Annotated in this window: 27 protein-coding genes; 11 read left to right on the top strand and 16 right to left on the bottom strand. The window is 66.9% G+C overall.

Annotated elements, in window-relative coordinates:
• Nucleotides 1-17: 17 nt before the first annotated feature.
• The 6 genes from BME24068_RS02965 to BME24068_RS02940 all read right to left on the bottom strand — a co-directional run bounded on the left by BME24068_RS02965 (nt 18) and on the right by BME24068_RS02940 (nt 7,690).
• Nucleotides 18-392, bottom strand: a complete 375-nt coding sequence (locus tag BME24068_RS02965) for a gamma-glutamylcyclotransferase family protein (protein ID WP_096500617.1) — start codon at nt 390-392, stop codon at nt 18-20.
• A gap of 108 nt (nt 393-500) precedes the next feature.
• Nucleotides 501-2,168: a GMC family oxidoreductase gene (locus tag BME24068_RS02960; RefSeq protein ID WP_096500616.1), complete on the bottom strand. Its 1,668-nt coding sequence runs from the start codon at nt 2,166-2,168 to the stop codon at nt 501-503.
• Between the two features lie 16 nt (nt 2,169-2,184).
• A complete protein-coding gene (locus BME24068_RS02955) occupies nt 2,185-3,402 on the bottom strand; it encodes a mandelate racemase/muconate lactonizing enzyme family protein (RefSeq protein WP_174925098.1) in 1,218 nt (405 codons plus the stop codon).
• Nucleotides 3,399-4,757, bottom strand: a complete 1,359-nt coding sequence (locus BME24068_RS02950; protein ID WP_174925097.1) for an MFS transporter — start codon at nt 4,755-4,757, stop codon at nt 3,399-3,401. Before BME24068_RS02950 ends, BME24068_RS02955 begins: the two co-directional genes overlap by 4 nt.
• A 149-nt stretch (nt 4,758-4,906) precedes the next feature.
• The gene (gene aldA, locus BME24068_RS02945) at nt 4,907-6,331 is read right to left on the bottom strand and encodes an aldehyde dehydrogenase (RefSeq protein ID WP_174925096.1); all 1,425 of its coding nucleotides are present in this window, start codon (nt 6,329-6,331) and stop codon (nt 4,907-4,909) included.
• Between the two features lie 420 nt (nt 6,332-6,751).
• Entirely contained in the window at nt 6,752-7,690 is a 939-nt protein-coding gene (locus BME24068_RS02940) for a LysR substrate-binding domain-containing protein (RefSeq protein ID WP_096500608.1), read from the bottom strand.
• A 228-nt stretch (nt 7,691-7,918) separates the two neighbouring features.
• On the opposite strand from BME24068_RS02940, the gene BME24068_RS02935 reads away from it, so the two are divergent.
• On the top strand, nt 7,919-8,794 hold the full coding sequence (locus tag BME24068_RS02935; RefSeq protein ID WP_096501018.1) for a LysR substrate-binding domain-containing protein: 876 nt from the start codon (nt 7,919-7,921) through the stop codon (nt 8,792-8,794).
• Nucleotides 8,795-8,919: 125 nt separating this feature from the next.
• On the opposite strand, the gene BME24068_RS02930 is transcribed toward BME24068_RS02935, so the two are convergent.
• From BME24068_RS02930 to fae, 6 genes are all read right to left on the bottom strand, one after another.
• On the bottom strand, nt 8,920-9,261 hold the full coding sequence (locus BME24068_RS02930) for a hypothetical protein (RefSeq protein WP_174925095.1): 342 nt from the start codon (nt 9,259-9,261) through the stop codon (nt 8,920-8,922).
• Nucleotides 9,258-9,983 carry a hypothetical protein gene (locus BME24068_RS02925; RefSeq protein ID WP_174925094.1) on the bottom strand — a complete coding sequence of 242 codons (726 nt, stop codon included), beginning with the start codon at nt 9,981-9,983 and terminating at the stop codon, nt 9,258-9,260. The genes BME24068_RS02930 and BME24068_RS02925 overlap by 4 nt, the downstream gene beginning before the upstream one ends.
• Nucleotides 9,984-10,179: 196 nt before the next feature.
• On the bottom strand, nt 10,180-11,514 hold the full coding sequence (locus tag BME24068_RS02920; protein ID WP_226278860.1) for an MFS transporter: 1,335 nt from the start codon (nt 11,512-11,514) through the stop codon (nt 10,180-10,182).
• A gap of 169 nt (nt 11,515-11,683) precedes the next feature.
• Entirely contained in the window at nt 11,684-13,135 is a 1,452-nt protein-coding gene (locus tag BME24068_RS02915; protein ID WP_174925093.1) for an NAD-dependent succinate-semialdehyde dehydrogenase, read from the bottom strand.
• A 14-nt stretch (nt 13,136-13,149) separates the two neighbouring features.
• A complete protein-coding gene (locus tag BME24068_RS02910; RefSeq protein ID WP_096500598.1) occupies nt 13,150-14,169 on the bottom strand; it encodes an aldo/keto reductase in 1,020 nt (339 codons plus the stop codon).
• Nucleotides 14,170-14,209: 40 nt separating this feature from the next.
• Nucleotides 14,210-14,734 carry a formaldehyde-activating enzyme gene (fae, locus tag BME24068_RS02905; RefSeq protein ID WP_096500596.1) on the bottom strand — a complete coding sequence of 175 codons (525 nt, stop codon included), beginning with the start codon at nt 14,732-14,734 and terminating at the stop codon, nt 14,210-14,212.
• A gap of 323 nt (nt 14,735-15,057) precedes the next feature.
• Between fae and BME24068_RS02900 the strand changes: the two genes are divergently transcribed.
• From BME24068_RS02900 to BME24068_RS02890, 3 genes are all read left to right on the top strand, one after another.
• Entirely contained in the window at nt 15,058-15,975 is a 918-nt protein-coding gene (locus BME24068_RS02900) for a LysR family transcriptional regulator (RefSeq protein ID WP_096500594.1), read from the top strand.
• Between the two features lie 218 nt (nt 15,976-16,193).
• Nucleotides 16,194-16,559, top strand: a complete 366-nt coding sequence (locus BME24068_RS02895; protein WP_174925092.1) for a hypothetical protein — start codon at nt 16,194-16,196, stop codon at nt 16,557-16,559.
• 114 nt (nt 16,560-16,673) lie between these two features.
• On the top strand, nt 16,674-17,240 hold the full coding sequence (locus BME24068_RS02890) for a hypothetical protein (RefSeq protein WP_174925091.1): 567 nt from the start codon (nt 16,674-16,676) through the stop codon (nt 17,238-17,240).
• Between the two features lie 28 nt (nt 17,241-17,268).
• On the opposite strand, the gene BME24068_RS02885 is transcribed toward BME24068_RS02890, so the two are convergent.
• A complete protein-coding gene (locus BME24068_RS02885) occupies nt 17,269-18,144 on the bottom strand; it encodes a LysR family transcriptional regulator (protein ID WP_044848057.1) in 876 nt (291 codons plus the stop codon).
• Between the two features lie 160 nt (nt 18,145-18,304).
• Between BME24068_RS02885 and BME24068_RS02880 the strand changes: the two genes are divergently transcribed.
• Both BME24068_RS02880 and BME24068_RS02875 read left to right on the top strand, forming a co-directional pair.
• Entirely contained in the window at nt 18,305-19,624 is a 1,320-nt protein-coding gene (locus BME24068_RS02880) for a DUF3422 family protein (protein ID WP_096500588.1), read from the top strand.
• A 29-nt stretch (nt 19,625-19,653) separates the two neighbouring features.
• Nucleotides 19,654-19,854, top strand: coding sequence for a hypothetical protein (locus BME24068_RS02875; RefSeq protein ID WP_096500586.1), 201 nt, complete (start codon nt 19,654-19,656; stop codon nt 19,852-19,854).
• 105 nt (nt 19,855-19,959) lie between these two features.
• Here BME24068_RS02875 and BME24068_RS02870 read toward each other — a convergent pair whose 3' ends face one another.
• Nucleotides 19,960-20,415: a DUF3304 domain-containing protein gene (locus BME24068_RS02870; protein ID WP_174925356.1), complete on the bottom strand. Its 456-nt coding sequence runs from the start codon at nt 20,413-20,415 to the stop codon at nt 19,960-19,962.
• Nucleotides 20,416-20,523: 108 nt separating this feature from the next.
• Nucleotides 20,524-21,420: a transcriptional regulator CynR gene (cynR, locus tag BME24068_RS02865; RefSeq protein WP_174925090.1), complete on the bottom strand. Its 897-nt coding sequence runs from the start codon at nt 21,418-21,420 to the stop codon at nt 20,524-20,526.
• A 114-nt stretch (nt 21,421-21,534) separates the two neighbouring features.
• Between cynR and BME24068_RS02860 the strand changes: the two genes are divergently transcribed.
• The 3 genes from BME24068_RS02860 (at nt 21,535) to BME24068_RS02850 (ending at nt 23,273) form a co-directional block, all read left to right on the top strand.
• Nucleotides 21,535-22,194, top strand: coding sequence for a carbonic anhydrase (locus tag BME24068_RS02860; protein WP_096500572.1), 660 nt, complete (start codon nt 21,535-21,537; stop codon nt 22,192-22,194).
• A gap of 30 nt (nt 22,195-22,224) precedes the next feature.
• Complete coding sequence (gene cynS / locus BME24068_RS02855; protein ID WP_174925089.1) at nt 22,225-22,695, top strand: cyanase; 471 nt, start codon at nt 22,225-22,227, stop codon at nt 22,693-22,695.
• Between the two features lie 110 nt (nt 22,696-22,805).
• The gene (locus BME24068_RS02850) at nt 22,806-23,273 is read left to right on the top strand and encodes a nucleoside deaminase (RefSeq protein ID WP_096500568.1); all 468 of its coding nucleotides are present in this window, start codon (nt 22,806-22,808) and stop codon (nt 23,271-23,273) included.
• 148 nt (nt 23,274-23,421) lie between these two features.
• On the opposite strand, the gene BME24068_RS02845 is transcribed toward BME24068_RS02850, so the two are convergent.
• A complete protein-coding gene (locus tag BME24068_RS02845) occupies nt 23,422-23,883 on the bottom strand; it encodes a hypothetical protein (protein WP_174925086.1) in 462 nt (153 codons plus the stop codon).
• Here BME24068_RS02845 and BME24068_RS02840 point away from each other — a divergent pair.
• Nucleotides 23,795-24,952 carry an ABC transporter ATP-binding protein gene (locus BME24068_RS02840; protein WP_174925088.1) on the top strand — a complete coding sequence of 386 codons (1,158 nt, stop codon included), beginning with the start codon at nt 23,795-23,797 and terminating at the stop codon, nt 24,950-24,952. The two genes, BME24068_RS02845 and BME24068_RS02840, sit on opposite strands and share 89 nt — an antisense overlap.
• Nucleotides 24,953-24,962: 10 nt before the next feature.
• Nucleotides 24,963-25,735 (top strand): ABC transporter permease (locus tag BME24068_RS02835; protein WP_174925087.1); only part of this gene is annotated, 773 nt, incomplete at its 3' end.

The raw sequence follows: 25,735 nt of genomic DNA, 5'->3' as shown, positions 1-25,735 counted from the left end.
GTGCCGGCGTTTCGCCGTCAGCCCTGACGCGGCGAGTTCGCGTCCACGTACACCCACGCCGATGCGCCCGACGCGAGCACGACGAGATCGCGGCGGTATGCATCGACTTCGTAGTCGTCCGCGTGCTTCAGTTCCTCGGGCGTGATCGCGAACACGGTGCCGCTGACCTTGTCGCCGGGATGGCCGGTATAGGTCACGACCGGGTGATGCGTCTTCCCGCTGGTCGCGACGACCTCGGGATCCTTGATTTCCAGCATCGCGAGCGAATAGCCGGGCATGTGATCGGCATGACCGCCCAGCAATCGGCCGAACGTTGCAAGCTGCACCTGTTCGAGCTGAAGCGTGCCGTACGAGAAAAGGTTTTCTGAAAGCGTGGAATCGACGTTCGACATGACGGGTACACGTGGAAGCGGAGTGGTCGATTCTATAACCTCGTACGGATGCCTGCAGGGAAGCCGGGCTGTGGTGTGCGATTCGTACCGACGCGCCCGGCCGCCGGATCAATGTGCGACGGTTTCCCGCGCGCCGGCCGGCACGCCGCCCGCCTCGCCGCGCAACGCATCGGCCAGGATCAGATCCGCGCCTTTTTCCGCGACCATCATCGTCGGCGCATTGATGTTCCCCGACGTGATGTTCGGGAACACCGACGCATCGACGATGCGCAACGCCTTCAGCCCGTGCACGCGCAGCGATGCGTCGACGACCGACGTCGCCGCATCCGGCCCCATCGCGCACGATCCGCACAGGTGGTAGATCGAACCCGACTGCTCGCGGAAGTACTGCCGCATCGCTTCGTCGGAATCGACCTGCGGCCCCGGCGAAATTTCCTCGACCGTCATCGCCTTCAGCGCCGGCGCCTGCATCAGCGCGCGGATCACCTTGCTGCCCTGCACGGCTTCGTCGAGATCCTTTTGCGTGGTGAGCGCATTGATGCGGATTTTCGCGGCATCTTCCGCGCGGTTCGATGCGATCTCGATCGTGCCGCGGCTCGTGGGCCGGCACGGGTTGAACGCGATCAGAAAACCGGAGTAGGGCTCGGGCTTGATGCTTGCGCGATCGCTCTTCGGGATCCGGTACGACAGCGGGTTGAAGTAAAGCTGCAGGTTCGGCTCGTGCGTGTCCGCCGTGCCGCGGAAGAACCCGCCGGCCTGGTTCACGCTCATCGCGAGCGGGCCGCGCTTCGTCAGCAGATAGCGCAATCCGATCTTCACCTTGCCGAGCAGCGTCCCCATCTCGTCGTTGAGCGTCGGCCGGTTCGCCTTGAAATAGAAGCTCACGCACAGGTGGTCCTGCAGGTTGCGGCCGACGGCCGGCAACGCATGCACGAGCGGCACGCGATGACGCGCGAGCAGCGCCGGATCGCCGACGCCCGACAGTTGCAGCAGCTTCGGCGTATCGACCGCGCCGGCCGCGAGAATGACTTCGCGCGCGGCGCTCAGCGTTTCGTCGCCGTGTTCGCCCGCGACGATCACGCCGGCCGCACGCGTACCGTCGAACGTCACGCGGCGCACGAGCACGCCGGCGCGCAGCGTGAGATTCGGCCGGCCGAGCGCGGGTCGCAAATAGGCGAAACTGCTCGAACAGCGTTCGCCGTGCTTCGTGTTCAGGTCGTAGATGCCCGCGCCTTCGAACCGCGCGCCGTTGAAATCGTCGGTGCGCGGCAGGTTCAGCTGCGCGCAACCCTTCAGGAATTCATGGACGATCGGATGCACGTCGGCCTTCATCGACGTGATGTGGATCGGCCCCGACGTGCCGTGATGCTGCGGATCGGTTGCGCCGGCCGCGTGCGTTTCGAGCTTGCGGAAGTACGGCAGCACGTCGTCGTAGGCCCAGCCGGCATTCCCGGCCGCGGCCCAGTCGTCGTAGTCGCTGCGCTGGCCGCGCACGTAGACCATCGCGTTGATCGAGCCCGAGCCGCCGACCACCTTGCCGCGCGGGCAGTACAGGCTGCGGCCGCCGAGCTGCGCTTCCGGTTCGCTGTAGTACATCCAGTTGTAGCGGCGGTTGTAGTAGGTCTTCGTGAAGCCGACCGGCACCTTGAACCAGAACGACGCGTCCTGTTCGCCCGCTTCGAGGAGCAGCACCGAGTGCCGGCCCGATTCGCTCAGGCGGTTCGCGAGAATGCAGCCGGCCGATCCCGCGCCGACGATGATGTAGTCGTAGGTCATGTCTCGTCCTTCGTGCTCAGCCCTTCGCGGGCGCGAGATCCTTCACGTCGACGGGTTTCTCGCCCATCTGCAGATGCAGCCGCTCGCCGGTGTACGGCGTGTGCCGGCGCACGACGTCCATGTCGAGCTCGATGCCGAGGCCCGGCTCGTTCGACGGGACGATGTAGCCGTCTTCCCAGCGGATCGGGGTCTTCACGACCTCCGCATGGAAGCCGCCCCAGGTCATGATGCTTTCCTGGATCAGGAAGTTCGGCGTGCAGGTCGCGAGCTGGATGCTCGCGGCCGCGCCCACCGGTCCGTTGTACAGGTGCGGCGCGATCTGCGCGTAGTGCACTTCGGCGAGGGTCGCGATCTTCTTCGCTTCGAGCAGCCCCCCGACGCGGGCGACGTTCAATTGCAGGATCGACGCGCCGCCCGCCTGCAGCAGCTTGTGGAATTCGTATTTGGTCGTCAGGCGCTCGCCGGTCGCGATCGGAATCGACGTGTGCTTCGCGACGTCGGCGATCGCCTCTTCCTGACCCGGCGGCACGGGCTCCTCGAACCACAGCGGGTCGTACTTCTCGAGCCGCTTCGCGAGCCGGATCGCCGACGACGGCACCATCTGGCCGTGCGTGCCGAACAGCAGGTCGGCCTTGCTGCCGACTGCTTCGCGCACGCGGCGACAGAACAGCTCGCAGCGATCGAGCACTTCCAGCGACAGCTGGTGGCCCGAATAGGCCGTGTACGGGCCGGCCGGATCGAACTTGACCGCCGTGAAGCCGCGCTTCACGTTCTCGGCCGCGCATTCGGCGGCGAGATCGGGATCGTCGTAGTCGTATTCGCCGTCCGCGTTCTTCGGGTACAGGTACGTGTACGCGCGCAGCCGTTCGTGGATCCGGCCGCCGAGCAGCTCGTACACGGGCTTGCCGGCGGCCTTGCCGACGATGTCCCAGCACGCCATCTCGAGCCCGCTGACGACCCCCATCATCGTCAGGTCGGGCCGTTGCGTGAAGCCGCTCGAGTAGGTCTCGCGGAACAGCCGCTCGACGTGGTGCGGATCGTGGTTCAGCAGGTAGCGGTCGAACACGTCGTCGATGATCGGGCCCATCGCCTTCGGGTGGAACGTCGCCGAGTAGATCTCGCCGACGCCTTCGATGCCGCAGTCGGTCTTCAGCTTCACGAAGATCCAGTACATCCCGCCAATATGCGGCGGCGGGACGGCGACGATGTGGGTTTCGAGCGAAACGATCTTCATGCGGACTCCTTGAGGCGGTTGACGCGATTGATGCGGTTGAGACGATGTTTGAGGCATGCCGCGGCGCCCGCGCCACACAGAGCGATGGCCGCGATATAGCCGAAATAGAGCTGATAGCCGTGTGCGCCGGGCCAGGTCTGCGTCACGTAGCCGTTGATCAGCGGCACGAACACGTCGGGCGAATAGCCGAGCACCGAGATCAGGCCGATGGCGAGACCCGCGCAGTGCGTGGGCACGCGGCAGTCGTCGAGCAGCGACCAGTAGAGGCCGCGTATCGCATAGGTGAGGATGCCGATGAACAGCACGAGCACGACGAGCATCGCTTGCGGGCTGTGCGGCGGCGCAGCGATCAGCCCGACGAGCGACAGCGCCGCGAGCACGAGTGCCCAGAACAGCACGGACACCTTCGACACGCGGTCGCCGAGGAAGCCGCCGCCGATCCCGCCGACGGGGCGCATCCACAGCTTGAGGGTCGTGATGAAGCCGGCCGCGGTCGCGCTCAGCCCGAAATTGCCTTCGTGCAGGTAGGCCGAGAAGCTGTAGGTTGCCCAGAACACCTGATAGCCGCAGAACACGATCGCCGCGACGAGCCACAGCTCGGGAATCGCCGCGAGCGTCTTCAGATCGGTCAGCACATTGGTGCGGCGGTCGTTACCGCGGCGGTCGTCACCGCGGCGGTGCTGCGCTGCCTGGCGCCCGTCGGCGCGCGGTCGATCCTTCACCAGCGCAAGCAGCACACCGAGCGCGATGCAGAAGCACGCGTACAGATGCACGACGAGCGTGAAGCCGGCCGCGTCGGTGCCGCCTCGCGCCTGCGTCACGTACGCGAACAGCGTGATCGCGATCGTCGCGAGCAGTGCCTCGACGAGCCCGCGCCCGCCGTCGAGCAGCCCGAAGAAGCGGCCCTGTTCGTCGGGGCCGGCGATCATGTTCACGCGCTTGATCACGGCCGCCCAGAACGTGAGGCCCGTCGTCAGCCCCCAGCCGCCGAAGATCAGTACGAGCGCGTTGAACGACGGTCCGGTCGCGTAGACGAGGCCGAGCGCGCCGGTCGCGAGCAGCGAGAAGCAGATCAGCCAGCGCGGCGACAGACGGTCGGCGAGCCAGCCGCTCGGCAGGTAGCTGAGAAGGAAAATCGTGCCGAGCGACGAGTACAGGTAGCCGAGTTGCACGTCGTCGATCCGGAAGAACTGCAGCATCGTCGGCTGGTACACCTGCCGCAGGTACAGCATCGGGTAGATCGCGCCGGCGGCGATCACGAGCAGCAGCAGCTGCAGGTAGCGCTGCGCGCGCGACTCGTGCGCGGCGCCGGGCAAGGCGAGCGACGCGGCGGGCGTCGACGGCTGGGTAGGCATGATGTCTTCCTCCATCAGGCGCCCTGGAAGCGGGCGTCTGCAGATTTGTTATGTGCTGGTCGATCGTGGGAACGGCGCGTGCGACGGGGGCCGTTGCCAGGCGCGCCGGAAAATGGCACCGGGAAATGGCGCCGGGGCGTGCGTCAGTGTCAGTACTTCATGACGACGAGGCGCGTCTGCGTGAATTCGAGCATGCCGTGCTTGCCGTCGTCGCCGCCGAGCCCCGAGCGTTTCCAGCCCGCGTGAAAGCCCTGGTACGGATCGGCCGGCGTGCGATTGACGTACAGCTCGCCGGCTTCGATCGCGTTCGCCACCTTCATCGCGGTGCGGTAGTTCTCGGTGTAGAGCACCGACGACAGCCCGAACTGGTGATCGTTCGCGAGCGCGATGGCCTCGTCGATCGTCGTGTAGCGCAGCACCGGCATGATCGGGCCGAAGGTTTCCTCCTGCACGATTTCCATGTCCTGCCGGCAGCCGGTGAGCAGCGTGGCCGGGTAGAAGAAGCCGGGGCCGTCGGGAATCGCGCCGCCCGTTTCGAGCGTCGCGCCGGCCGCGACCGCGCGTTCGACCATTGCATGGATGTGCGCGCGCGCCGATGCGCTGACGAGCGGGCCCATGTTCGACGGATCGGCTGCGCGATCGCCGCTGCGCACCGCGGCCATCTTCGCCTTCAGCAACGCGACGAAGCGGTTGTATACGCCGTCATGCACGTACACGCGTTCGATGGCGGTGCAGAGCTGCCCGCAGTGCGTGGTCTTCGACGCGACGAGCGCCGCGGCCGCGCGTTCCAGATCGGCATCGGGCTCGATGATCGCGGGTGTCTTGCCGCCGAGTTCGAGCGACGGCTTCGCGATGTTCGCCTTGCAGTAGTCGAGCACCTTGCGGCCCGCGTTCACGCTGCCCGTGAGCGTGATCATCCCGACCGCCGGATGCGTGCACAGCGCCTCGGCCGTCGCATGATCCATCGTCAGGATGTTGACGACGCCCGGCGGGAAGCCCGCGTCGTCGACGGCTTTCGCGATCTCGAATGCCGACACCGGCGTGTGGTTGCTCGGCCGCACGACCACCGTGTTGCCGGCGATCAGCGCCGGCGCGATCTTGCGCAGCAGCGTGTAGACCGGATAGTTGAACGGGATCAGGCACGCGACGACGCCGATCGGCTCGCGTTGCAGGAACAGGTTCTCGTCGGGCGTGTCGCTCGGAATGATTTCGCCTTCGATCCGGCGCGCCCATTCGGCGTGATAGCGCGTGATCTGGCCCGCGTAGACGGCTTCGTTCGACGCGTCCTCGACGCTCTTGCCGGATTCCCGAGCCAGCGCCGCGCCGATCTGCGGTGCGCGTGCGGCGAGCGCATCGGCGAAACGATGCAGGTACGCCGCGCGCTCGGCGCTCGGCAGCGTGCGCCAGCCTTTTTGCGCGGCGGCGGCCGCGTCGGCCGCGGCGAGCGCGTGGGCCGGCGTCGCGGCGGGCACGCGCGCGAACGGCGCTTCGGTGGCGGGATCGTGGACGACGATGAACGCGTCGCTTTCCGGGACGACGAAACGGCCGTTCACGTAGTTGCGTTCGGTTCGCATGAAGAGGCTCCTCCAAGGGGTGCGGGCGGATCGCTTCGGATGGCGAAACGCGCGACAACAGGACAGGAGCCATTCTGTTCATGCGTTTATTGCACGGCAAACGACTTATTTTTGCGCCGATCATGAGAAAAACGCACGTTACTCGGCCGGGCAACCGGAATCGCCCGTCATACAAGGCCCCCGCGGTGATCGGGACGGCGGGCGGCGGTGGCACCGGCGGGGGTATTCCCCGACTGATTCGCGTGTGCCGGGGCGCGGGAGCCGGCAGGGCGGCGCCCGTCAGCCAGGCGACGCGTCGTTCGTCGTTGCAATAGCTACGGCTATTGCGCCTCCTCGCTCCTTGCCTGCGCCCGGAGGAAGTCCCCCTGGGGGACGGGCGGAAAGGCACGTTCGCAAGCCCGTTATTAGCGTGAACAGGCCCTAGCGCAGCGGCACCTGCGGCAGCGGCGATGAAGGTTCGAGGTGGCGTTTCGCGAGCCATACTTCCTGTTGCAGCCAGTCGCGGAACTGCACGATGTGCGGCAGGTTCGTCTGTTCGGGGCGCGTGACGAACCAGTACGACTGATGGCCGTCGACGTGTACGTTGAGCACCTGCATCAATTGCCCGGTCGCGAGCTCGCGCGCGACCATGTGGCGGTCGGCGATCGTGATCCCGAGGCCGTCGATCGCCGCGCGGATCGCGTGGTCGAGCAGGTCGAACTCGTAGCCGCCGCGCGTATCGACATCGGCGATGCCGGCGGCTTTCAGCCAGTGCTGCCAGGTCAGGTAGCGCTGGTCGTCGGTCGCGAGCACGTGCAGCAGCGTGAAGCGGTTCAGGTCGATCGGCGCGCCGTCTTGCCGCAGCCGTGCGTAGAGCGCGGGGGCGCAGACGGCGATATGCTGCTCCTGCATCAGCAGTGCGTTGTCGAAGCCGTCCCATTCACCGTCGCCGAAGCGGATCGCGCAGTCGAGCACGCGCGATTCGCCGAGGCTGTCGTGGATCCGGGTCGTGAGGCTCAGCTCGAATTCGGGATGCGCGTCGCGCAGCCGGCCGAGGCGCGGCATCAGCCAGCGCGCGGCGAAGGTCGGCGGTACGTTGGCGCGCAGGCGGTTCAGATGGGTTTTCTCCTGCAGGCTGCGCACGGTCAGCTCGATCTTGTCGAACGACTGCTGCAGCGCGCGCAGCAGCACGCGCCCGGCCGCCGTCAGTTCGAGCTGGTGATGGCGGCGCTCGAGCAGCGTTTCGCCGAGCTGGCCTTCGAGCTGGCGCACCTGCCGGCTCACCGCGCTCTGCGTCACGTTGAGCAGTTCGGCCGCGCGTGTAAAGCTGCCGGTGCGGCCGGCCATCTCGAAGGCTTTCAGCGCATTCAGCGCCGGCATCTTGCGTCTCACGGGGCGGTGTCGTGTTTGGTGCGGGATGCTTATTGTAGGCGGGTGGGCGGCGCGGCGGGAACGACGAATGACGTGGCCGGCCGATGGGCCGCGCGCAACGGATATCGGGGTTTTCACGACCTGCCGGGCGGCGTGCTTTTCTGCGATAAAGCTGCGCGCAAGATTGCCGGCGGCCTGACCGGCAGCCAGACGAAAGACGGAGAGGAAACACATATCATGCGACGCCTGCCATCGTTGATCGCGTTGCGATTTTTCGAAGAAACCGCGCGTCATCTGAGCTTCAACCGCGCGGCGGTTTCGCTGTGCGTGACGCAAGGCGCGGTGAGCCGGCAGATCCGCTTGCTCGAGGAGGCGCTCGGCGCGCGGCTGTTCGAGCGCGATCACAAGGGCGTGCGTCTGACGGATGCCGGCGAGCGGCTGCTGCCGTTCGTCGGGCAAGCGTTCGACACGATCGAGCGCGGCGTCGGCGAGATCGCCGCCGCACGGCCCGGCGCGAAGCGGCGCCTTACGGTGTCGCTGCCGCCGACGTTCGCGACGCAGTGGTTTTCGCCGCGGCTCGGCACGCTCGCGGAGGTGCTGCCGGATGTCGAGCTGTCGATCCGCACCGAGCCGGCCGACGATTGCCATTGCCACATCCGCTTCGGACGCGTGGCGCGGCCGGGCATGCAGTCGGAGCTGCTGATGATGGAGCGCCATGCGCTGGTCGGCGCGCCGCGCTACCGCGGCGACGCGCTCGATGCGCTGCTCGGCCGGCTGCCGTCGCTGCACGTGCTGCACGAGGGCAAGCGCCTGACGTTGTGGGCCGACTGGTGCGAGCAGGCGGGGATCGCGGTCGAGCGGATCGGCGACGGCATCGAGTTCTCGACCCTCGAACAGGCGATCCGCGCGGCGCGCAAGGGCGCCGGGCTTGCCGTGGTCGACCTCACGATGATCGAGGAGGAGATCGCCGAGGGCAGCCTCGTGCGGCTGTCGCCGGTGCTGCCGATCGGGCCGTTCGGCTATTGGCTCGACATCGCGCCGGAGAACGTCGCGATCGAGCCGGTGCGCGCGTTCGCCGCGTGGCTGCGGGAGCAGGCGGCGAGGAAGGGGTAGGGGCGACGATGCGACGCGGCTGATCGGGACGTTGGAAAACCCGGGCCTCGTCCTAATCCGGCACGCATGGCCTCCGCGTTGTTATCCGTTAAAGATGGTTACCGTGCCGGCTGTGGGTCATTGGGTCATTGATCGGGGTCCTGGCCGAAATGGAGAAGAGTTTTCCGGCGCCCGACGGCCCTTGCTTCAGCTTCCGAAATGATGGGCAACTGACTCTTCGAGTGATCGATGCGCCCCGTATCGAAGACTTTTCTTGGCGGCCGTGATACGGGCTGACTGGCGGGTCGCTGGACGTGCTCCGCGGCAAAGCCGCGCATGACGCGCGCCAGGCTGTCATGGAGTGCGTTCGCGATGAACGTACCGATGACCTGCATGGTTTCTACGCGGTGCCCGATTGTCGAGCGATCTCGCTTCGCCGCAGTGCGTGCGATCCGGAATCCCGTGATGCGACAGCGCTTTACAGTCATTCGTAAATCTCCTTTTCAATCAGGTATGCGCGCAGCGCCCGCACGGACTCGCGATGCGGTGCGACGTCGAATGTCATCCACCGGTGCGACCCGGCTACTCGCCAGAAGTCGCGGCCGACGCTCGTCGCGTAAAGTGCCCGCAGCGATCGAAGGGACCCGTCGGCCAGCCCGATCGGGTATCCGCGGAAGTACTGGAACAGCGCTGCTTCGTCATCGTGCTCGCCGGGAATCGGTGCATCGAAGCCGAATCTCGGCCACGCGTAGTATCCGTAGAGCCGTGGGCCGCCGGGTTTCGGCGCAGCCTTTCGACCGCCCACGGCCAGTGCGACGATCCGGGGGATGCCCAAGGTAGCGCACGCTCGGGCGATTCTCCAGAGCATGGCCGCGCCGAGTCCGACGACCGCGCTGTCGGAAAGATCGATGGTCTCTAGTTCGAGTACGGACGCGTCCGTGTTTCGAAGGACGGATATCCGATTCTCGGATCGGATCAACGCCGGGTGGGTGACGGCGAAAGTCAGCCTGCCTGAACTGTCGAGATAGCTCTGGATATCCGATTCGGCCGGCGCGCCGCACAGGGACACGAGCAACTCGTCGGCGACTTCGCCTTCGATACCAAGCAGCGCGGGAATGTCCAGATCGTTTCGCTCGACCGTCAGTCGATCGTCGAAGTAGATCGCTTCGTACGGGAGAACATGACTGAGATCGACATGAAGGGCCGGCATGGTCGTGCACAGGAAACGGAAAGCCCCAGCATATCGCCGCGAATCCGGCGGCCCCAGTCTGCCGAACAGCCAGCTCGAACGTGCCGCAGCGGGCGTCCTGCCGGGCTTCCGCCCGGTTCGTACCGATACACACGATGTCGCGTCGCGCCTGCCGGCATGCCCGGCCCTTCCGGCAAGCGCACCGCGCATCGGTCCTTCAATGCCCGGCCGCCTCCTCCAGCGTCAGGTGCTTCGTCTCCGGTGCCCACGCGATCGATACGATCATCCCGACCAGCAACACGCCGGCCAGCGCGAACATCGTCGCGTGAAAACCGAGCGTCGCGATGCCGACCGGCAGCAGGAACGTGCCGATCGCCGATCCGAGCCGGCTGCACGCGATCGCGAGGCCGACGCCGCTTGCGCGTACTTCGGTCGGGAAGCACTCGGGCGGAAACACGCCGACAAGATTGCTGAATGCCGACATCGTCAGCGTGAACACGGCAAACGCAACGATCATCGCGATGGCCGCCGACGACGGCAGCAGCGCCAGCGCGACGAGCGACGCGCACGTTACCGCGAACGACCCGATCAGGAAGCCGCGCCGCGACAGCCGGATCGTGAGCCAGATCCCGATCAGCGCGCCGAGCACGAGGAAGCCGTTCAGCATCAGGTCGGCGCCGAAGCCTTCGGCGAGGCCGATCGTCTTCAGGATCGTTGGCAGGAACGTGTAGATCGCGAAGTACGGAATCACCAGGCACACGAAGAACGCGCAGTTGAAGATCGTGCGGCGAATCAGGTCGCGCTGGAACAGTCGGGCAAAGCCGCCGTGCGCGTGCGGTTCGGTGGCGCCGTCGAGCATCACGTGTGGCCCGAAGTGCTTTGCGACGATCGCGCGCGCTTCGCGCTCGCGGCCCTTGCCGAGCAGCCAGCGCGGCGATTCGGGCGTGCCGATCCGCAACACGAGCACGACGAACGCCGGCAGCGCGGCCGACGCCAGCAGCCAGCGCCATGCGTCGGGCGCGACGTCGCTGTAGGCGAGGCCGAGCACGTTCGCGGCGACATAGCCGATCGTCCAGATCACGCTGAACGAACCGAGCAGCGCGCCGCGATGCTTGCGCGGCGAGAATTCGGCGAGGATCGCGTGGCCGACCGTGAAGTCGCCGCCCATCCCGAAGCCGATCAGCACGCGCAGCAGGCACAGTTCGAGCGGCGACGACACGAAGAACTGCGCGAACGCGGCTGCGGTGATGATCACGAAGCTCGTCAGGAAGATCTTCTGGCGGCCCATCCGGTCGGACAGCCAGCCGAACACGAGGCTGCCGAAGAAGATGCCGACCAGTGCCGAGCTGCCGATCATCCCCATCCAGAACGCATCGAGCGGCATCTGCTTGCCCAGCGCGGCCAGCGCGTAGCCGATCGTGCCGAGCGTATAGCCTTCGGTGAAATGCGCGCCGAACGTCAGCCCCGCGATCTTCACGTGGAAGCGGTTGAGCGGCACGTCGTCGAGCGCGACGGGGTGGTGCGGCACATCGGCGCCGCGCGACGGCGGCAATGCGCGCGCCGTGCCGGATTGAAGGTTGGCCTGATTCAAGCTGTCTCCTGGATTGTTGTGCGTCCGGCATGCGACGTGCGGGCATCGATCGACGCCGGGAAGCCGTGCCGGGCGCCGCGCGGCCGGATGGCGCGCGGCGCATGTCGAGCGTCGGGACCGCCGGGCGCGGTCAGCGGCCGAGACCGGCCATCAGCGTGTACTTGAGCTCCACGTACTCGTCGAGGCCGTACTTCGAGCCTTCGCGGCCGAGCCCCGATTGCTTGACGCCGCCGAACGGCGCGACTTCCGTCGAGATGATCCCGTCGTTGACGCCGACCATCCCGCTTTCGAGCGCGCCGGACACGCGCCATGCGCGGCCGAGGTCGCGCGTGTAGAAGTACGCCGACAGACCGAACGGCGTGTCGTTGGCCGCGGCGACGGCTTCGTCCTCGGTCGCGAAGCGGAAGCAGCCGGCGACGGGGCCGAAGGTTTCCTCTTCGGCGATCAGCATGTCGGGTGTCATGCCGGTCAGCACGGTCGGTTCGTAGAAGGTGCCGCCGAGCGCGTGGCGCTTGCCGCCGGTGAGCACGCGCGCGCCTTTCGCGGTCGCGTCGGCCACATGCCGCTCGACCTTGCCGAGCGCCGCTTCGTTGATCAGCGGCCCCTGGTCGACGTCGCCCGCGAGTGCATTGCCGACGCGCAGTGCGCGCACCGCGTCGGCGAGCTTGCGCGTGAAGGCGTCGTACACGCCGTCCTGCACGAGGAAGCGGTTCACGCACACGCAGGTCTGCCCCGTGTTGCGGAACTTCGAGGCGATCGCACCCTGCACGGCCGCGTCGAGATCGGCGTCGTCGAACACGATGAACGGCGCGTTGCCGCCGAGTTCGAGCGACAGCTTTTTCAGCGTGTCGGCCGACTGCTTCGCGAGCAGCTTGCCGACGCGTGTCGAGCCCGTGAACGACAGCTTGCGCACGACGGGCGAATGCGTGAGCGCCTCGCCGATGGCGACCGCGTCGCCCGACACGACGTTGAACACGCCGGCCGGCACGCCCGCCCGCTCGGCGAGCACCGCGAGCGCGAACGCCGACAGCGGTGTTTCCTCGGACGGCTTCAGCACCATCGTGCAGCCCGCCGCGAGCGCGGGGCCGGCCTTGCGCGTGATCATTGCGAGCGGGAAATTCCACGGCGTGATCGCCGCGACGACACCGACCGGCTCGCGCGTGACGACGATCTGCGCGTCAGGCTTCGGGCTCGGGATCACGTCGCCGTACATCCGCTTCGCCTCTTCCGCGAACCATTCGAGAAAGCTCGCCGCGTACGCGACTTCGCCGCGGGCTTCCGCGAGCGGCTTGCCCTGTTCGCGCGTCAGCAGCTCGGCGAGCGCGTCGCGATGTTCGAGCATCAGTTCGCCCCAGCGTTTGACCCGGGCGCCGCGCGCCTTCGCGGTCAGCGCGCGCCAGCCGGGCAACGCGCGCGCCGCGGCGTCGATCGCGCGCTGGGCGTCGTCCGCGCCGCCTTTCGCGACTTTCGCGATGGTCTCGCCGGTCGCGGGGTTCAGCACCGCATAGGTCGCGTCGCTCGCGCCATGCGGTTCGTGCCATTCGCCGCCGATGTAGTGGCCGGTTCTGAGAAATTCGGTCATCGTGTGTGGTCCCTTCAATCCGTGAAGCTGCCCTGTGCCGGGCGCGACGCGCGCGCGATGCGCCGGCCGGCCGTGTAGTCGTTGATCAGGTCGCACGGCGTGTAGTTGCGTTCGAGCTCGTGCAGTTCGTCTTCGCCGAGCCGGGTTTCGAGCGCGCCGAGTGCGCTGTCGAACTGCGCGACGGAATCGGCGCCGACCAGCATGCTGGCAATGCCGGGACGGCTCAGCACCCAGGCCTGCGCGATTTGCGCGGGCGGCACGCCGCGCCGCTTCGCGACCTTCGCGACCGATTCGGCGATCGCGAGCGATGCCTCGTCGCCGTACATCTGCGCGGTGAAGAAGTCGGTCTGGTTGCGCGTCGATTGCGGCTCGCAGGTCAGCAGGCCGCGTGCGAGCGGGCTGAATACCGACACGCCGACGCCCTGGTCGATACAGTACGGCACCATTTCGCGCTCTTCCTCGCGATACGCGAGGTTCAACTGCAACTGCATGTTGATCGGCTTGTCCCAGCCGTTGCGCTCGCACGCCTGCATGATCTTCGCGAATTGCCACGTATACATCGTCGACACGCCGATATAGCGGGCCTTGCCTGCGCGCACGATGTCGTGCATCGCGCTCATCGTTTCCTCGACGGGGGTGTTCACGTCGAAGAAGTGCAGCATGAAGATGTCGACGTAGTCCATTCCGAGACGCTTCAGCGACCCGTCGATGCCGTCCAGTACGTGCTTGCGCGAATGGCCGCCGGCGTTCGGATAGCTGCCCATGTCGTAGCCGACCTTCGTCGTGACGACGAGCTCCTCGCGGCGCGCGTTGCGCTTCAGGATGCGGCCGACCACTTCCTCGCCGACGCCTGTCGAATAGAAATCCGCGAGATCGATGAAGTTGACGCCGGCATCGAGCGCGCGGCGCACGATCGGTTCGCTCTGCGCTTCGTCGAAGATCCACGGTTTCCATTCGGGCGTGCCCATGTTCATCGTGCCGAGGCACAGCCGGGACACCTTCAGGCCGGACTGGCCGAGGCGGACGTATTCCATGCTTCCTCCTGATTCGGCCTTGCCGGCCGTTCGTTGTCGGTCAGTGCTGGTTCGGCGTGTAGAACGGGTTCGATACGTCGCGCGCGGCGGCGAACACCGCGTCGCGATGCGGCAGCCCCTCCATCGCGGCGACGATCGCGTTGCGGCACGCGCGGTAGTTGTTCTCGAACACGGCGTCGAGATCGTCGGTCTTCGGGTTCACCCAGTTCGCCGACACGACGACCCAGTCGTTCTCCGCTTCGGGCGGCAGCGTGCCGTTTTCGAGCGCTTCGGCGACCGCCTTCGCGATGCCGGCCTGCGAGGCGCCCCACGTCGCATTGCCGTGGAAGTCGCCGTCGATCTGCGCCTTGTTCACGTACAGCGTGAGCGGCTTGGTCGGTATGCCCGGCTGCGCGATCACGACGAACGGCGCATGGCCGGCCGACGGCGTCGCGAGTGCGGTCGCGAACGCCTGCCCGGCGGGACCGTTGCGCGGGCCGATCAGCACGTTGATGTGCGCGAGGTTGACGCCGGGGCCTTCGAAGCCTTCGCCGATGAAAAGCTGTCTGGGTTGCAGTGCGGTCATTGCTGTGTCTCGTCGATGAGGTGGGTGTGAGGCGATTGTCGGGGGCCGCGGCGCGGCCGGTGAATCGATGTTTTCTGATCGAGGTATGAGTTTTCGTCGTCTCCGGGAAAGCCCTGAACGCCGCGCGCGGACGCCCGCCGGCCGGGCGGCCGGCGCTTCGGGACGGTGTCGCGGAACGGGCGGCGCGGGCGAACGGCTGCCTGCCGGCTCCGGGTTTGTCATACCCGGGCAGGGGTTGGAGGGCCGTGCGGGTCTGGACAACAATCGGCATCGCCAGTCCTATCTTTCGTCGCCCCGTCCTTTTTCGAAAGCGAGTAATTCCGATGGCAGCCATTCAGAAGCCCGATTGGTCGAAGCTGAGTTCGCTCGACCCGGAGCTGATCCGCGCATTCGTTGCCGTCGTCGAGAGCGGCGGCTTTACCGCGGCGGCCCGGCAACTGCATCGCACGCAGTCGACCATCAGCCTGCGGATCCGGACGCTCGAGGAGCGGCTCGACACGCACTTGTTCATGCGCAACAGCCGGCGGCTCGAACTGTCGCGGGACGGCGAGAACTTCCTGATTCACGCGCGGCGGATCATCCAGGTGCAGAACGACGCGATCATCGCGCTGAAGCAGACGAGCAGCGACCGCGGCGTCGTGCGTTTCGGGTTGCCCGAGGATTACGCGGAGTTGTGGCTGCCCGACCTGCTGAAGTCGTTTTACGCGCTGCGGCCGGGTGCGCGCCTGCACGTGCATTGCCGGATGTCGCTCGAACTGGTCGAGCGGCTGCAGGCAGGCGAGCTCGATGTCGCGCTGGTGGTGCGGCATGGGCCGAATGCGGGCGGGCGGCTGCTCGGCCGCCACGACGTCGTGTGGGCCGCGCATCGTGACTTTGCGCTCGACCCGCTCGCCTCGGTGCCGCTCGCGCTGTTTCCTGAAACCTGCTGCTACCGGCAGCGCGGGCTGCAGGCGCTCGCGACCGCCGAGCGGCCGTATCACGTCGTCTATACGAGCCAGAGCCCGACCGGCATCAAGATCGCGGTGAACCATGGCGCGGCCGTCACGATGATCGACCGCTGCACGCTCCCCGGGAACTGGCGCGTGCTGGACGACGCAGACGGTTTGCCGCCGTTGCCGCCGGCCGATCTCGAGTTGCATCGCTCGCCCGGCATCTGCGATCCGCTGACCGACGATCTGGTCTCGCTGATCGAGGCGATGGTCGACGAACGGCGGCGGGCGTCGCTCGAGGCGTTCGCGTAGTCGAGCGCCCGGCGCGTGGATGCCGGGGCGGCAGGCCGGCATTCCGTCGAGCCGGGAGTCCCGGAATCGGGAAGGCCGGTGGGCGGCGGCCTGCCGGCGGCGCGGGTGCTGCCGCAAGCCGTTTTTTGCACTGCAATGCCGTTTTTTTGCACGGCGTTTATATCTCTTCTTCTAAGCTCGGGATGTGTTGAACAGCCGCGACGGCCTCCGTCCGTTCCATGACCTTCATCCATCCCGTCCCCGCTTTCGACGTCGCCGGCCGCCAGTTGCGCACCGGCGAGCGCCGCAGCGTCATGCCGTTTCCTTTGCCGCGCCCGCGCCTGCAACTGCCCGTCACGCTGACGGCCGGTTCCGCCGCGCTCGCACACGCCCGGCTCGCGGCGCTTCTGCATTCCCCGCTCGGCGTCCATGTCGTCGGCGCGCGCACCGTGCGCGACGTGATCCACGTGCAATTCGACATCGCGGCGGAGGATCTGGACTTCACGCTGCACATGCTGATCGCGCTGCAGGCCGACGCCGTGATCGGCCCCGTCGCCCGCCGGTTGCATGTCGGATCGCAGCACCGCCAGCCCGGGGCGCGCTGATTGCTTGTTCGGTCCGCCACCTTTTCTCCGGTTGCCGTGTTGTCGGTGAACCGGCCGCGGCGAACGTTCGTGCGCCGCGTCGTACGTGGCGCCGACCCTCGACAGGGAGGATTCATGTATCTCACGGAAGAAGTGCGCACCGCGCGGCCGGCAGGCCGGCGCGTGCGGGGCGCGACGCTGCCGTCGGGCGGGCAGCTCGCCCGGCAGTTGATGGTGACGGTTCGCACGGCGGACGTGCTGCTGCGCCAGGCGATCCGGATGCCGGATCGGCATCAGTGGTCGGTCGACATCGAGCGGGTCGACGCGGCCGGCGGCCCGTTGGCCGCATGGGATTCGCACGCGATGTTCCGCATCGCCGGGACGTTCGAGCCGGGTATCGAGGCGAACGCGCGGGCCGGCGATCCCGACCGGATCGCCGTCGAAATCCGGTTGTTTCTTCCCGAGCAGGCCTATCTGGGCGAACAGCGCATCGGCATCTTCGGCAGGCGGCATGGCAACCGGTTCGGCGCGACGCTGTCGGTGACGGCCGGGTCGCGGCGGGGCGGCCGGCGCGACGAATGCATTCCGCCGGCCGGGCGGTACGTGCGCGGCGACACGCTCGAAGCGCTCGTCGATACGGTCGCGGGCATCGTCAACGCGGCGCTGCCGGCCGCGGGCCATCCGCGAGCGGGCGATTCGTGACGCCGCACGCAGCGGCGCCTGATCGCGTTCAGGCGTCGCCGGTCTGGCCGGTTTGCCGCTGCAGATCTTCCATCAGTTGTTCCGCGAGAAAGTCGCACGGCGGGCGCTTCGATTTCGTGCTGCGCGCGAGGATCAGCTCGAGCGGCGGCAGATCGGGCAGCCCGTGCGAGCGGCCGAGCATCGACAATTGCGCGGGAATCGCGCAGCGCGCGAGCGGCGCGACCGCGAGGCCGGCTTCGACCATGCTCAGCAGTCCGAGCAGGCTCGGGCTTTCGTAAGAGGTCCGGAACGGCAGCTTCGCGCGTTCGAGACTGCGGATCGCGTTCTCGCGCGCGACGCTGCCCGGCATGAACACCGCGATCGGCAGCGGCCGTTCCTCCCAGACGCGCGGCCCGTTCGTCATCGCGGCCCATGCCATCGGCTCGTGGCGGATGAAGTCGCCCGACAGCCCCTTGATGCGCGTGCCGCACACGAGATCGACGGTGCCGTCCTTCAGCAGCGGCGCGAGCGCGCTGCTCGGCAGCCCGATCACCTGGATCTCGACCTTCGGATAGGTCGCCGAGAATTTCTTCAGCACCGACGGCAGCAGCGACGACGCATAGTCGTCCGGCACGCCGATCACCACCTTGCCGGTCACTTCCGGGCGCACCACGGCCGCCCACGCCTCGTCGCGCAGCGCCAGCATTCGTCTGGCGAATCCCAGCAAGACCTCGCCTTCGCGCGTGAGCACGATGCTGCGCGGCTTGCGCACGAACAGCGGCCGTCCGATTGCGTCCTCGAGGCTCTTGATCTGCATGCTCACGGCCGACTGCGAGCGGTTCACGGCTTCGGCCGCACGGGTCATGTTGCCGGTTTCCGCGACGGCGACGACGGTGGCCAGCACGTCGTGATCGAGCATCTTCATCGGTATCAGTAAAACTGAATGTAACGATCAACATTATGCGTTTTTATTGTCGCAATGTGTCTGCCATAGTGGAATCACACCGGCTGCATCGTCCGATGCAGCGCGGCAATTGCGCCGGCGTGGCCGGCATGCAGCGTTGAACAGGGAAAGTGGTGTACCGATGATCGATCATCCGTTGCGCGCCGCACTGGCCGCGGAATTGCATGCCCGGCCGTTCCTGCGGCTCGCCGAAGCCGTGTCGCTCACGCACTATGCGATCTACGCGGACGGCCAGCCCGATCTTCACGAAACGCTGCTGCACGCGCTGTGCCGCGACACCGGCATCGATGCGCCGCACGAAGGCGCGACGCACTACGCGGTGCAGTCGCCGTCCGGCTGGCATCTGAAGTGGGAGCGCCACACCGAATTCTCGACCTTCACGTTCGTCGCGCCGCGCCGCGACACCGGCTATTTCGACGATCTCGCGATCGAGGGCATCCCGGCCGCGTGGTTCGCGCGGCTCGCCGGGATCCGTTTCGTCGCGGTGCGCATGGAGTTGCTGTCGGGCGACGCCGCGCGGCTCGTGTGCGGCGACCTGCGCCGCTGGATCGACGGGCCCGCGCTCGTCGGCAGCAACGTGCTCGGCGGCGGCAAGGTGTTCTGCGACTGGCATGTGCGTGCCGACGGCTTCATGCGCTTTCTCGTCGTCGACGAGGATTTCCGCGAGGAGCAGGGCGGCCGTTTGCTGCAGCGCCTCTACGAGATCGAGACGTACCGGATGATGGCGCTGCTCGCGTTGCCGGTTGCGCGGCAGATGAGCCGCGAGCTCGACGAGATTCATGCGGCGCTGCATGCGCTGATGCAGCGGATGGACGCGAGCGGCGCGGCCGGCGACGACGCGGCGCTGCTCGTGAAGCTCACGCATCTCGCGGTGCGCGTCGAGGCGCTGTCGGGCTCCGGCGGGCGTTTCAGCGCATCGCGCGCGTACGAGAAGCTCGTGCTGGCGCGCATCCAGGAACTGCGCGAGGAGCGCATCGAAGGCATGCCGACGATCGCCGAGTTCATGGAGCGGCGCTTCGCGCCGGCGATGGAAACCTGCCGCAGCGTGTGGGCGCGTCACGAGCAGATCGCCGCGCGGATCGCGCGTGCCGTCGATCTGCTGCGCACGCGCGTGAACCTCGCGCAGGAAAAAGATGTGACGCGACTGCTGGCGGGCATGGAGCGCACCGCGCGCAACCAGCTTCATCTGCAGCATGCGGTGGAAGGGCTGTCGGTGGCAGCCATTTCGTACTACGTGCTGTCGCTTGCGGCCGCGGCGTTCAAGGCGCTGCACGTGATGAACCTGCCGGTCGATCCCGAACTGGCGGAGGGCCTGCTGATCGCGCCCGTCGTGTTCGCGGTGATTCACATCACGCGGCGCACGCGCGCGCAGCTGGCGCGCTCGGAGGCCGCGCATGACGATGCACTCGTGCATGCGGCGGCATTGAAGCAGGCAAGCTAGAAGATCAACGACATATCAAAGGAGTGGAGATGAATCCTGTGCAAACGCAACCCGGATTTTTCAGCAGCCTCGACGCGTTCGACGAGCCGGTTTGGGACGAAACGGGTGCGCCGAAAGAGGCGCACGTAACGTCGTATCAGGCCGCGATGCTGGAGCCGACGACGTCGCTCGTCGGCGGCACGTTCGATCGGCCGGATGTCGCGGCGGTGGCGATTCTCGGGTACAACTGACGCGGTGTCGAACGTGGTGAACACCCGGTCGCGTGTGCGCCGGGTGGGGGTGTATTGTTTGCCGGTGCGACCGGCTGTGACTTGCGGTGATGCCCAGTCGCCCGACTAGCCGGCGGCCCGCATGCGCGGCATCGTCGGATACTCGACCCACTGGGCTTCGATCTTGCGGTCGGGCAGAAAATGAAGCTCGATATAGCCGTCGCGCTTGTTCGGCAACTGCGGGACGGCGATGTCCGTCTCGTAGATTTCCGGCGACATGTTCTTCGCATCTTCGTCGGGTGTCAGGTCGTACGTGATCTCGAGGTGCCAGGTCTTCTTGTTGCGCGGCACTTCCATGCAGCAGACTGTACCGCCGCCACCGCCGAACTGGCGGGCGTGCGCGCTGCCTGCGCCGAAGCCGTCGACGACGAAGTTGTAGACGCCACGGTTGGTGTAGTTGAAACCCACCACGTGATAGGGGCCGTAGCTGGCGGTCTGTGCATGCAGCCACCATGCACCGCCTAATAGCACGACGGCGACGATGAGCGGGTTGCGAATGAGGCGGTGCATCACGCTTGACATGTCCATGACTCCATCGTTCGATCCCTCACGTTTGTCCGTCTAGCGGGCGTCCGGAACATGCGCGTCGATCCGACGGCCACGCCCACCCACCACCACCCCCAGCTTCGATCATCGCGCGCGCTTGCCCGTGCCGGCGTGCTGCGCGAGCGCCAGCTCGACGAACGCGCGCGCCGCGGCGCTGCGATACGCGCCCTTGCGCTGCAGCAATACGGCGGTGCGCCGCAGCACGGCCGGATCGAGCGCCACCGCGACGAGATCCTCGTGCTCGATGGCGATCGTGGCGGGCAGCAGCGTGGCGAGGTGGGTGCGGCGCACGATCTCGATCACCGCGCCGATCGAGTTGGCCTCCATCAGCACGCGAGGCTGCACGTCGTGCTCGCGGAAATAGCGGTCGATCTGGCCGCGCGTCGCGAATTCGGCGGTGAGCAGCACGAGCGTCGCATCGCGTAGCGCGCGCTGGCCGGCGGTGCGCTTTTTCGCGAACGCGTGCCGGCGGTTCACGACGAGCGCGAGCGTCTCGACCAGCAGCGTCTGCACTTCGATATCCGCGCTTTGCACATCCTCGAACGCGATGCCGACGTCGAGCTCGTCGTCGACGAGCAGCGCCTCGATCCGCTCCTGCGACATCTCACGCACCGACAGCGACACGTCCGGATAGCGGCTGTAAAACGCGTCGACGAGCGGCCCGACGAGGTAGGTCGTGAAGGTCGGCGTGACCGCGATGCGCAGCGAGCCGCGGCTCAGGTCCTGCACGTCGTGGATCGCGCGCCGGCCTTCCGCGAGATCGTGCAGCGCCTGCCGCGCATAGCGGAAATACACGTCGCCCGCATCCGTCAACCGCGTGACGCGGCCGGTGCGGTCGAACAGTTGCGCGCCGAGGGTGTCCTCGAGCTGGCGGATCTGCTGCGACAGCGCGGGCTGCGACACGTGGAGTGCGGCGGCGGCGCGCGTGAAGCTGCGATGCTCGGCGACGGCCAGGAAGTAGTTGATATGGCGCAGCAGCATTGTTCGATCCTATAAGTGGTGCTTATGCGGCAGATCATAAATCAGTCTTTTACGTTATCGGAAGCGGGGCGTAACCTGCCCTTCATCGATCCCGCCCACACCGGAGGCCACGCGATGAAGGACATCATCGACGGATTTCTGAAGTTCCAGCGCGAAGCCTATCCGGAGCGCGCCGCGCTGTTCCACGATCTCGCGCGCCGGCAGAACCCGCGCGCGCTGTTCATCTCGTGCTCGGACAGCCGGCTCGTGCCGGAACTCGTCACGCAGCGCGAGCCGGGCGACCTGTTCGTGATCCGCAATGCCGGCAACATCGTGCCGTCGTACGGCCCGGAGCCGGGCGGCGTGTCGGCGTCGGTCGAATACGCGGTCGCCGCGCTGCGCGTGACCGACGTCGTGATCTGCGGACATTCCGACTGCGGCGCGATGACCGCGATCGCCACGTGCCAGTGCATGGACCACATGCCGGCCGTCGGCCACTGGCTGCGCTATGCCGACTCGGCGCGCGTCGTGAACGAGGCGCGCACGCATCGCAGCGAGCGCGAGCGGATCGACTCGATGGTGCGCGAAAACGTGATCGCGCAACTCGCGAACCTGAAGACGCATCCCGCCGTGCGGCTCGCGCGCGAAGAGGGCCGCCTCGCGCTGCACGGCTGGGTCTACGACATCGAGTCGGGCTCGATCGACGCGTACGACGGCGCGACCGGCCGGTTCGTGTCGCTCGCCGGGCATCCCGGCGTACGTGCGACGCCTGCGGCGCTGTCCGCCGCGGCCTGAAACCTGTTTGTTCACCCACGAGGTATTGCCATGATTCAGTCCCAGCACAGCCAGAGCGCACGCCACGCGCTTGCCGAAACCGTCGTGCTCGCGAAGGCGCGCAAGAACCTGTCGTTCGCGCAGCTCACCGAAGGCACCGGCCTGAGCGAAGCGTTCGTCACGGCCGCGCTGCTCGGCCAGCACGCGCTGCCGGCCGACGCGGCGCGCAGCGTCGCCGGCAAGCTCGGCCTCGATGACGACGCGGTGCTGCTGCTGCAGACGATTCCGCTGCGCGGCAGCATCGACGATCGCGTGCCGACCGACCCGACGATCTACCGCTTCTACGAAATGCTGCAGGTGTACGGCACGACGCTGAAGGCGCTCGTCCACGAGAAGTTCGGCGACGGCATCATCAGCGCGATCAATTTCCGGCTCGACGTGAAGAAGGTCGACGATCCGGAAGGCGGTTCGCGCGCGGTGATCACGCTCGACGGCAAGTACCTGCCGACCAGGCCGTTCTGATGCGGTTGCCGCGCCGCGGCCGCGAGGTCGTGCGGCGCGGATTCGTCTGACGCACGCCGGCTGCCGGCCGGCGCGCGATTCCGCCAATTCGTTTCAACGAGGACACAGCCATGGATTTTGTGAAACGCACGATCGATCTCGCGATGAAGAACGTGGAAGAGGGTGGCCGCCCGTTCGCGACGGTGATCGTGCGCGACGGCGAGATCGTCGCGGAAAGCCCGAACCTCGTCGCGCAGACGAGCGATCCGACCGCGCACGCGGAAATCCTCGCGGTGCGCGATGCGTGCCGCAAGCTCGGCACCGAGCACCTGACGGACTGCGAGATCTACATTCTCGCGAGCCCGTGCCCGATGTGCTTGGGCTCGCTGTACTACTGCAGCCCGAAGCGCGTGATCTACATCACGACGCGCGAGGACTACGCGCCGTTCTATCGCGACGACCGCAAGTATTTCGAGCTCGATACGTTCTATGCCGAGTATGCGAAGCCGGTCGAGGCGCGCCGCCTGCCGATGGTGCAGCAAAAGCACGGCGACGCGATTCGCGTCTACCAGCGCTGGAAGGAACTGAACGCGAAGTGATGCCGGCGGCGCGGCACCGCCGCCGCGACTGCTCGTTTTCCCCACCCTCCGCTTCGCCCGGCGGCCATCGTGCCGGCCGGGTTTCCCGCATGACAGCGCGGGCGCGTGCCGCGCCCCGTTTTCCCGGCCCTTCTCACATCGATTCCGTTCAATGTCCGGAACGGAAATCCGCGATCCAAAAGGTTTTTGACGGGTTTAAAAATTCGCACTGGAGACGACAGATGCGAGCAGAAAGCCCGATGAAAACCAATGAAATCATCATGACAGCCAGCATGGCGAACGAAGCCGGCGGCGTGCCCGAGCGGCCGCCGACGATCGCCGTGCGCGATGTGCCGGCGCCGTTCCGTGCGCCGGCCGGATGCCGCCGCCGCTGATCGTCGCACTTTGCCCCGACACCCGCTTGCTTGCGCCACACGACCCGGATGAGGAATCGCTCGATCCCTCTCCGCCGGCACCGCGCGGCCGCACGAGCGGTCGTGCCTGACCCCCGACATTCGCATACTTTTTCAACACGGACCATCATGAAACGGGATTCATTCAGTACACCTGAGGCAGTGCGTCGGGACGCGGCGACCGACACGCTCAAGCCGAACGACGCCTTCGTGCGCATCGAAAACGTCGTGAAGAAATTCGGCGACAGCACGGCCGTCGACAACGTGAACCTGACGATCGCGAAGAACGAGTTGTTCGCGCTGCTCGGCAGCTCCGGCTGCGGCAAGTCGACGCTGCTGCGCATGCTCGCCGGGCTCGAGACGGCCACCTCCGGCAAGATCTTCGTCGACGGCGAGGACCTCGCGTCGCTGCCGCCGTACCGCCGCCCGGTGAACATGATGTTCCAGTCGTACGCGCTGTTCCCGCACATGTCGGTCGAGTCGAACGTCGCGTTCGGGCTGAAGCAGGAAGGCACGCCGAAGAACGAGATCAAGGAACGCGTGGCCGATGCGCTCGCGCTCGTGCAGATGAGCAAGTACGCGAAGCGCAAGCCGCATCAATTGTCCGGCGGTCAGCAGCAGCGCGTCGCGCTCGCCCGCTCTCTGGTGAAGCGCCCGAAGCTGCTGCTGCTCGACGAGCCGATGTCCGCGCTCGACAAGAAGATCCGCCAGAAGACCCAGCTCGAACTCGTGAACATCATCGAGAAGGTCGACGTGACCTGCGTGATGGTCACGCACGACCAGGAAGAGGCGATGACGATGGCCAGCCGCCTCGCGGTGATGAGCGAAGGCAAGATCGTGCAGATCGGCACGCCCGGCGAAGTGTACGAATACCCGAACAGCCGCTTCTCGGCCGAGTTCATCGGCTCGACGAACCTGTTCGAAGGCCGCGTGGTCGAGGACGAACCCGATCACATCTTCGTCGAGAGCGACGATCTCGAAGCACGCATGTACGTGAGCCACGGCGTGTCCGGTCCGCTCGGGATGCCGGTCGGCATCTCGGTGCGCCCGGAGCGCGTGCAGGTGTCGCGCGACAAGCCCGGCTCGCATCACAACTGGGCGCGCGGCGTGGTGACCGACATCGCGTACATGGGCAGCTACTCGCTGTATCACGTGCGCTTGCCGAGCGGCAAGACGGTGGTGTCGAACCTGTCGAGCTCGCACCTGATGCACGACAGCGCGCCTTCGTGGAACGACGACGTGTTCGTGTCGTGGTCGCCGGCCAGCGGCGTCGTGCTGACGCAATGAGGACGACATGATGAGAACTTCCGCTTCCACACCGTCCACACCGTCCGCGCCGGTATCGACCGGCGCCGCAAGCACCGGCCCGGGCCGCGCCCGCGCGGGCCGCTTCGCGCTGCTGTCGCGCTTCCTGCCGTCGGGGCGCAGCGTCGCGATCGGCGTGCCGTTCCTGTGGCTCACGGTCTTCTTCGCGCTGCCGTTCGTGCTGGTGTTCAAGATCAGCTTCGCCGACCAGGTGATGGGGATCCCGCCGTACACGTCGCTCGTCGAGTTCAAGGACGGCGTCGTGCACTTCGCGCTGCAACTCGGGCACTACGCGTTCCTGCTGCAGGACGACCTGTACATCGCGACCTACCTCAGCTCGCTGAAGATGGCCGCCGTGTCGACGCTGCTCTGCCTGCTGATCGGTTACCCGATGGCGTACTACATCGCGCGCGCGGAACCGGCGCGCCGCAACGTGCTGATGATGGCCGTGATGCTGCCGTTCTGGACGTCGTTCCTGATCCGCGTGTACGCGTGGATCGGCATCCTGAAGGACGACGGCCTGCTGAACCACGCGCTGATCGCGCTCGGCATCATCCACACGCCGCTGCGCCTCTATCACAGCGACGCGGGCGTCTACATCGGGATGGTCTATTCGTACCTGCCGTTCATGGTGATGCCGCTCTATGCGCACCTCGTGAAGATGGACCTCACGCTGCTCGAAGCCGCATACGACCTGGGCGCGAAGCCGTGGGTCGCGTTCACGCGCATCACGCTGCCGCTGTCGAAGAACGGGATCATCGCCGG

The sequence above is a fragment of the Burkholderia anthina genome, from assembly GCF_902498995.1.
GTDB classification, from domain to species: domain Bacteria; phylum Pseudomonadota; class Gammaproteobacteria; order Burkholderiales; family Burkholderiaceae; genus Burkholderia; species Burkholderia anthina.
Note: the sequence above shows the minus strand (reverse complement) of the source record. Positions and strands in the feature narration are given on the sequence as shown.

Excerpts from the sequence above, each read along its gene's own strand:
- BME24068_RS02965 (WP_096500617.1), bottom strand. The coding sequence starts at position 392 with ATGTCGAACGTCGATTCCACGCTTTCAGAAAACCTTTTCTCGTACGGC.
- BME24068_RS02960 (WP_096500616.1), bottom strand. The coding sequence starts at position 2,168 with ATGACCTACGACTACATCATCGTCGGCGCGGGATCGGCCGGCTGCATT.
- BME24068_RS02955 (WP_174925098.1), bottom strand. The coding sequence starts at position 3,402 with ATGAAGATCGTTTCGCTCGAAACCCACATCGTCGCCGTCCCGCCGCCG.
- BME24068_RS02950 (WP_174925097.1), bottom strand. The coding sequence starts at position 4,757 with ATGCCTACCCAGCCGTCGACGCCCGCCGCGTCGCTCGCCTTGCCCGGC.
- aldA (WP_174925096.1), bottom strand. The coding sequence starts at position 6,331 with ATGCGAACCGAACGCAACTACGTGAACGGCCGTTTCGTCGTCCCGGAA.
- BME24068_RS02940 (WP_096500608.1), bottom strand. The coding sequence starts at position 7,690 with ATGCCGGCGCTGAATGCGCTGAAAGCCTTCGAGATGGCCGGCCGCACC.
- BME24068_RS02935 (WP_096501018.1), top strand. The coding sequence starts at position 7,919 with ATGCGACGCCTGCCATCGTTGATCGCGTTGCGATTTTTCGAAGAAACC.
- BME24068_RS02930 (WP_174925095.1), bottom strand. The coding sequence starts at position 9,261 with ATGACTGTAAAGCGCTGTCGCATCACGGGATTCCGGATCGCACGCACT.
- BME24068_RS02925 (WP_174925094.1), bottom strand. The coding sequence starts at position 9,983 with ATGCCGGCCCTTCATGTCGATCTCAGTCATGTTCTCCCGTACGAAGCG.
- BME24068_RS02915 (WP_174925093.1), bottom strand. The coding sequence starts at position 13,135 with ATGACCGAATTTCTCAGAACCGGCCACTACATCGGCGGCGAATGGCAC.
- BME24068_RS02910 (WP_096500598.1), bottom strand. The coding sequence starts at position 14,169 with ATGGAATACGTCCGCCTCGGCCAGTCCGGCCTGAAGGTGTCCCGGCTG.
- fae (WP_096500596.1), bottom strand. The coding sequence starts at position 14,734 with ATGACCGCACTGCAACCCAGACAGCTTTTCATCGGCGAAGGCTTCGAA.
- BME24068_RS02900 (WP_096500594.1), top strand. The coding sequence starts at position 15,058 with ATGGCAGCCATTCAGAAGCCCGATTGGTCGAAGCTGAGTTCGCTCGAC.
- BME24068_RS02895 (WP_174925092.1), top strand. The coding sequence starts at position 16,194 with ATGACCTTCATCCATCCCGTCCCCGCTTTCGACGTCGCCGGCCGCCAG.
- BME24068_RS02890 (WP_174925091.1), top strand. The coding sequence starts at position 16,674 with ATGTATCTCACGGAAGAAGTGCGCACCGCGCGGCCGGCAGGCCGGCGC.
- BME24068_RS02885 (WP_044848057.1), bottom strand. The coding sequence starts at position 18,144 with ATGAAGATGCTCGATCACGACGTGCTGGCCACCGTCGTCGCCGTCGCG.
- BME24068_RS02880 (WP_096500588.1), top strand. The coding sequence starts at position 18,305 with ATGATCGATCATCCGTTGCGCGCCGCACTGGCCGCGGAATTGCATGCC.
- BME24068_RS02875 (WP_096500586.1), top strand. The coding sequence starts at position 19,654 with ATGAATCCTGTGCAAACGCAACCCGGATTTTTCAGCAGCCTCGACGCG.
- BME24068_RS02870 (WP_174925356.1), bottom strand. The coding sequence starts at position 20,415 with ATGTCAAGCGTGATGCACCGCCTCATTCGCAACCCGCTCATCGTCGCC.
- cynR (WP_174925090.1), bottom strand. The coding sequence starts at position 21,420 with ATGCTGCTGCGCCATATCAACTACTTCCTGGCCGTCGCCGAGCATCGC.
- BME24068_RS02860 (WP_096500572.1), top strand. The coding sequence starts at position 21,535 with ATGAAGGACATCATCGACGGATTTCTGAAGTTCCAGCGCGAAGCCTAT.
- cynS (WP_174925089.1), top strand. The coding sequence starts at position 22,225 with ATGATTCAGTCCCAGCACAGCCAGAGCGCACGCCACGCGCTTGCCGAA.
- BME24068_RS02850 (WP_096500568.1), top strand. The coding sequence starts at position 22,806 with ATGGATTTTGTGAAACGCACGATCGATCTCGCGATGAAGAACGTGGAA.
- BME24068_RS02840 (WP_174925088.1), top strand. The coding sequence starts at position 23,795 with ATGAAACGGGATTCATTCAGTACACCTGAGGCAGTGCGTCGGGACGCG.
- BME24068_RS02845 (WP_174925086.1), bottom strand. The coding sequence starts at position 23,883 with ATGCGCACGAAGGCGTCGTTCGGCTTGAGCGTGTCGGTCGCCGCGTCC.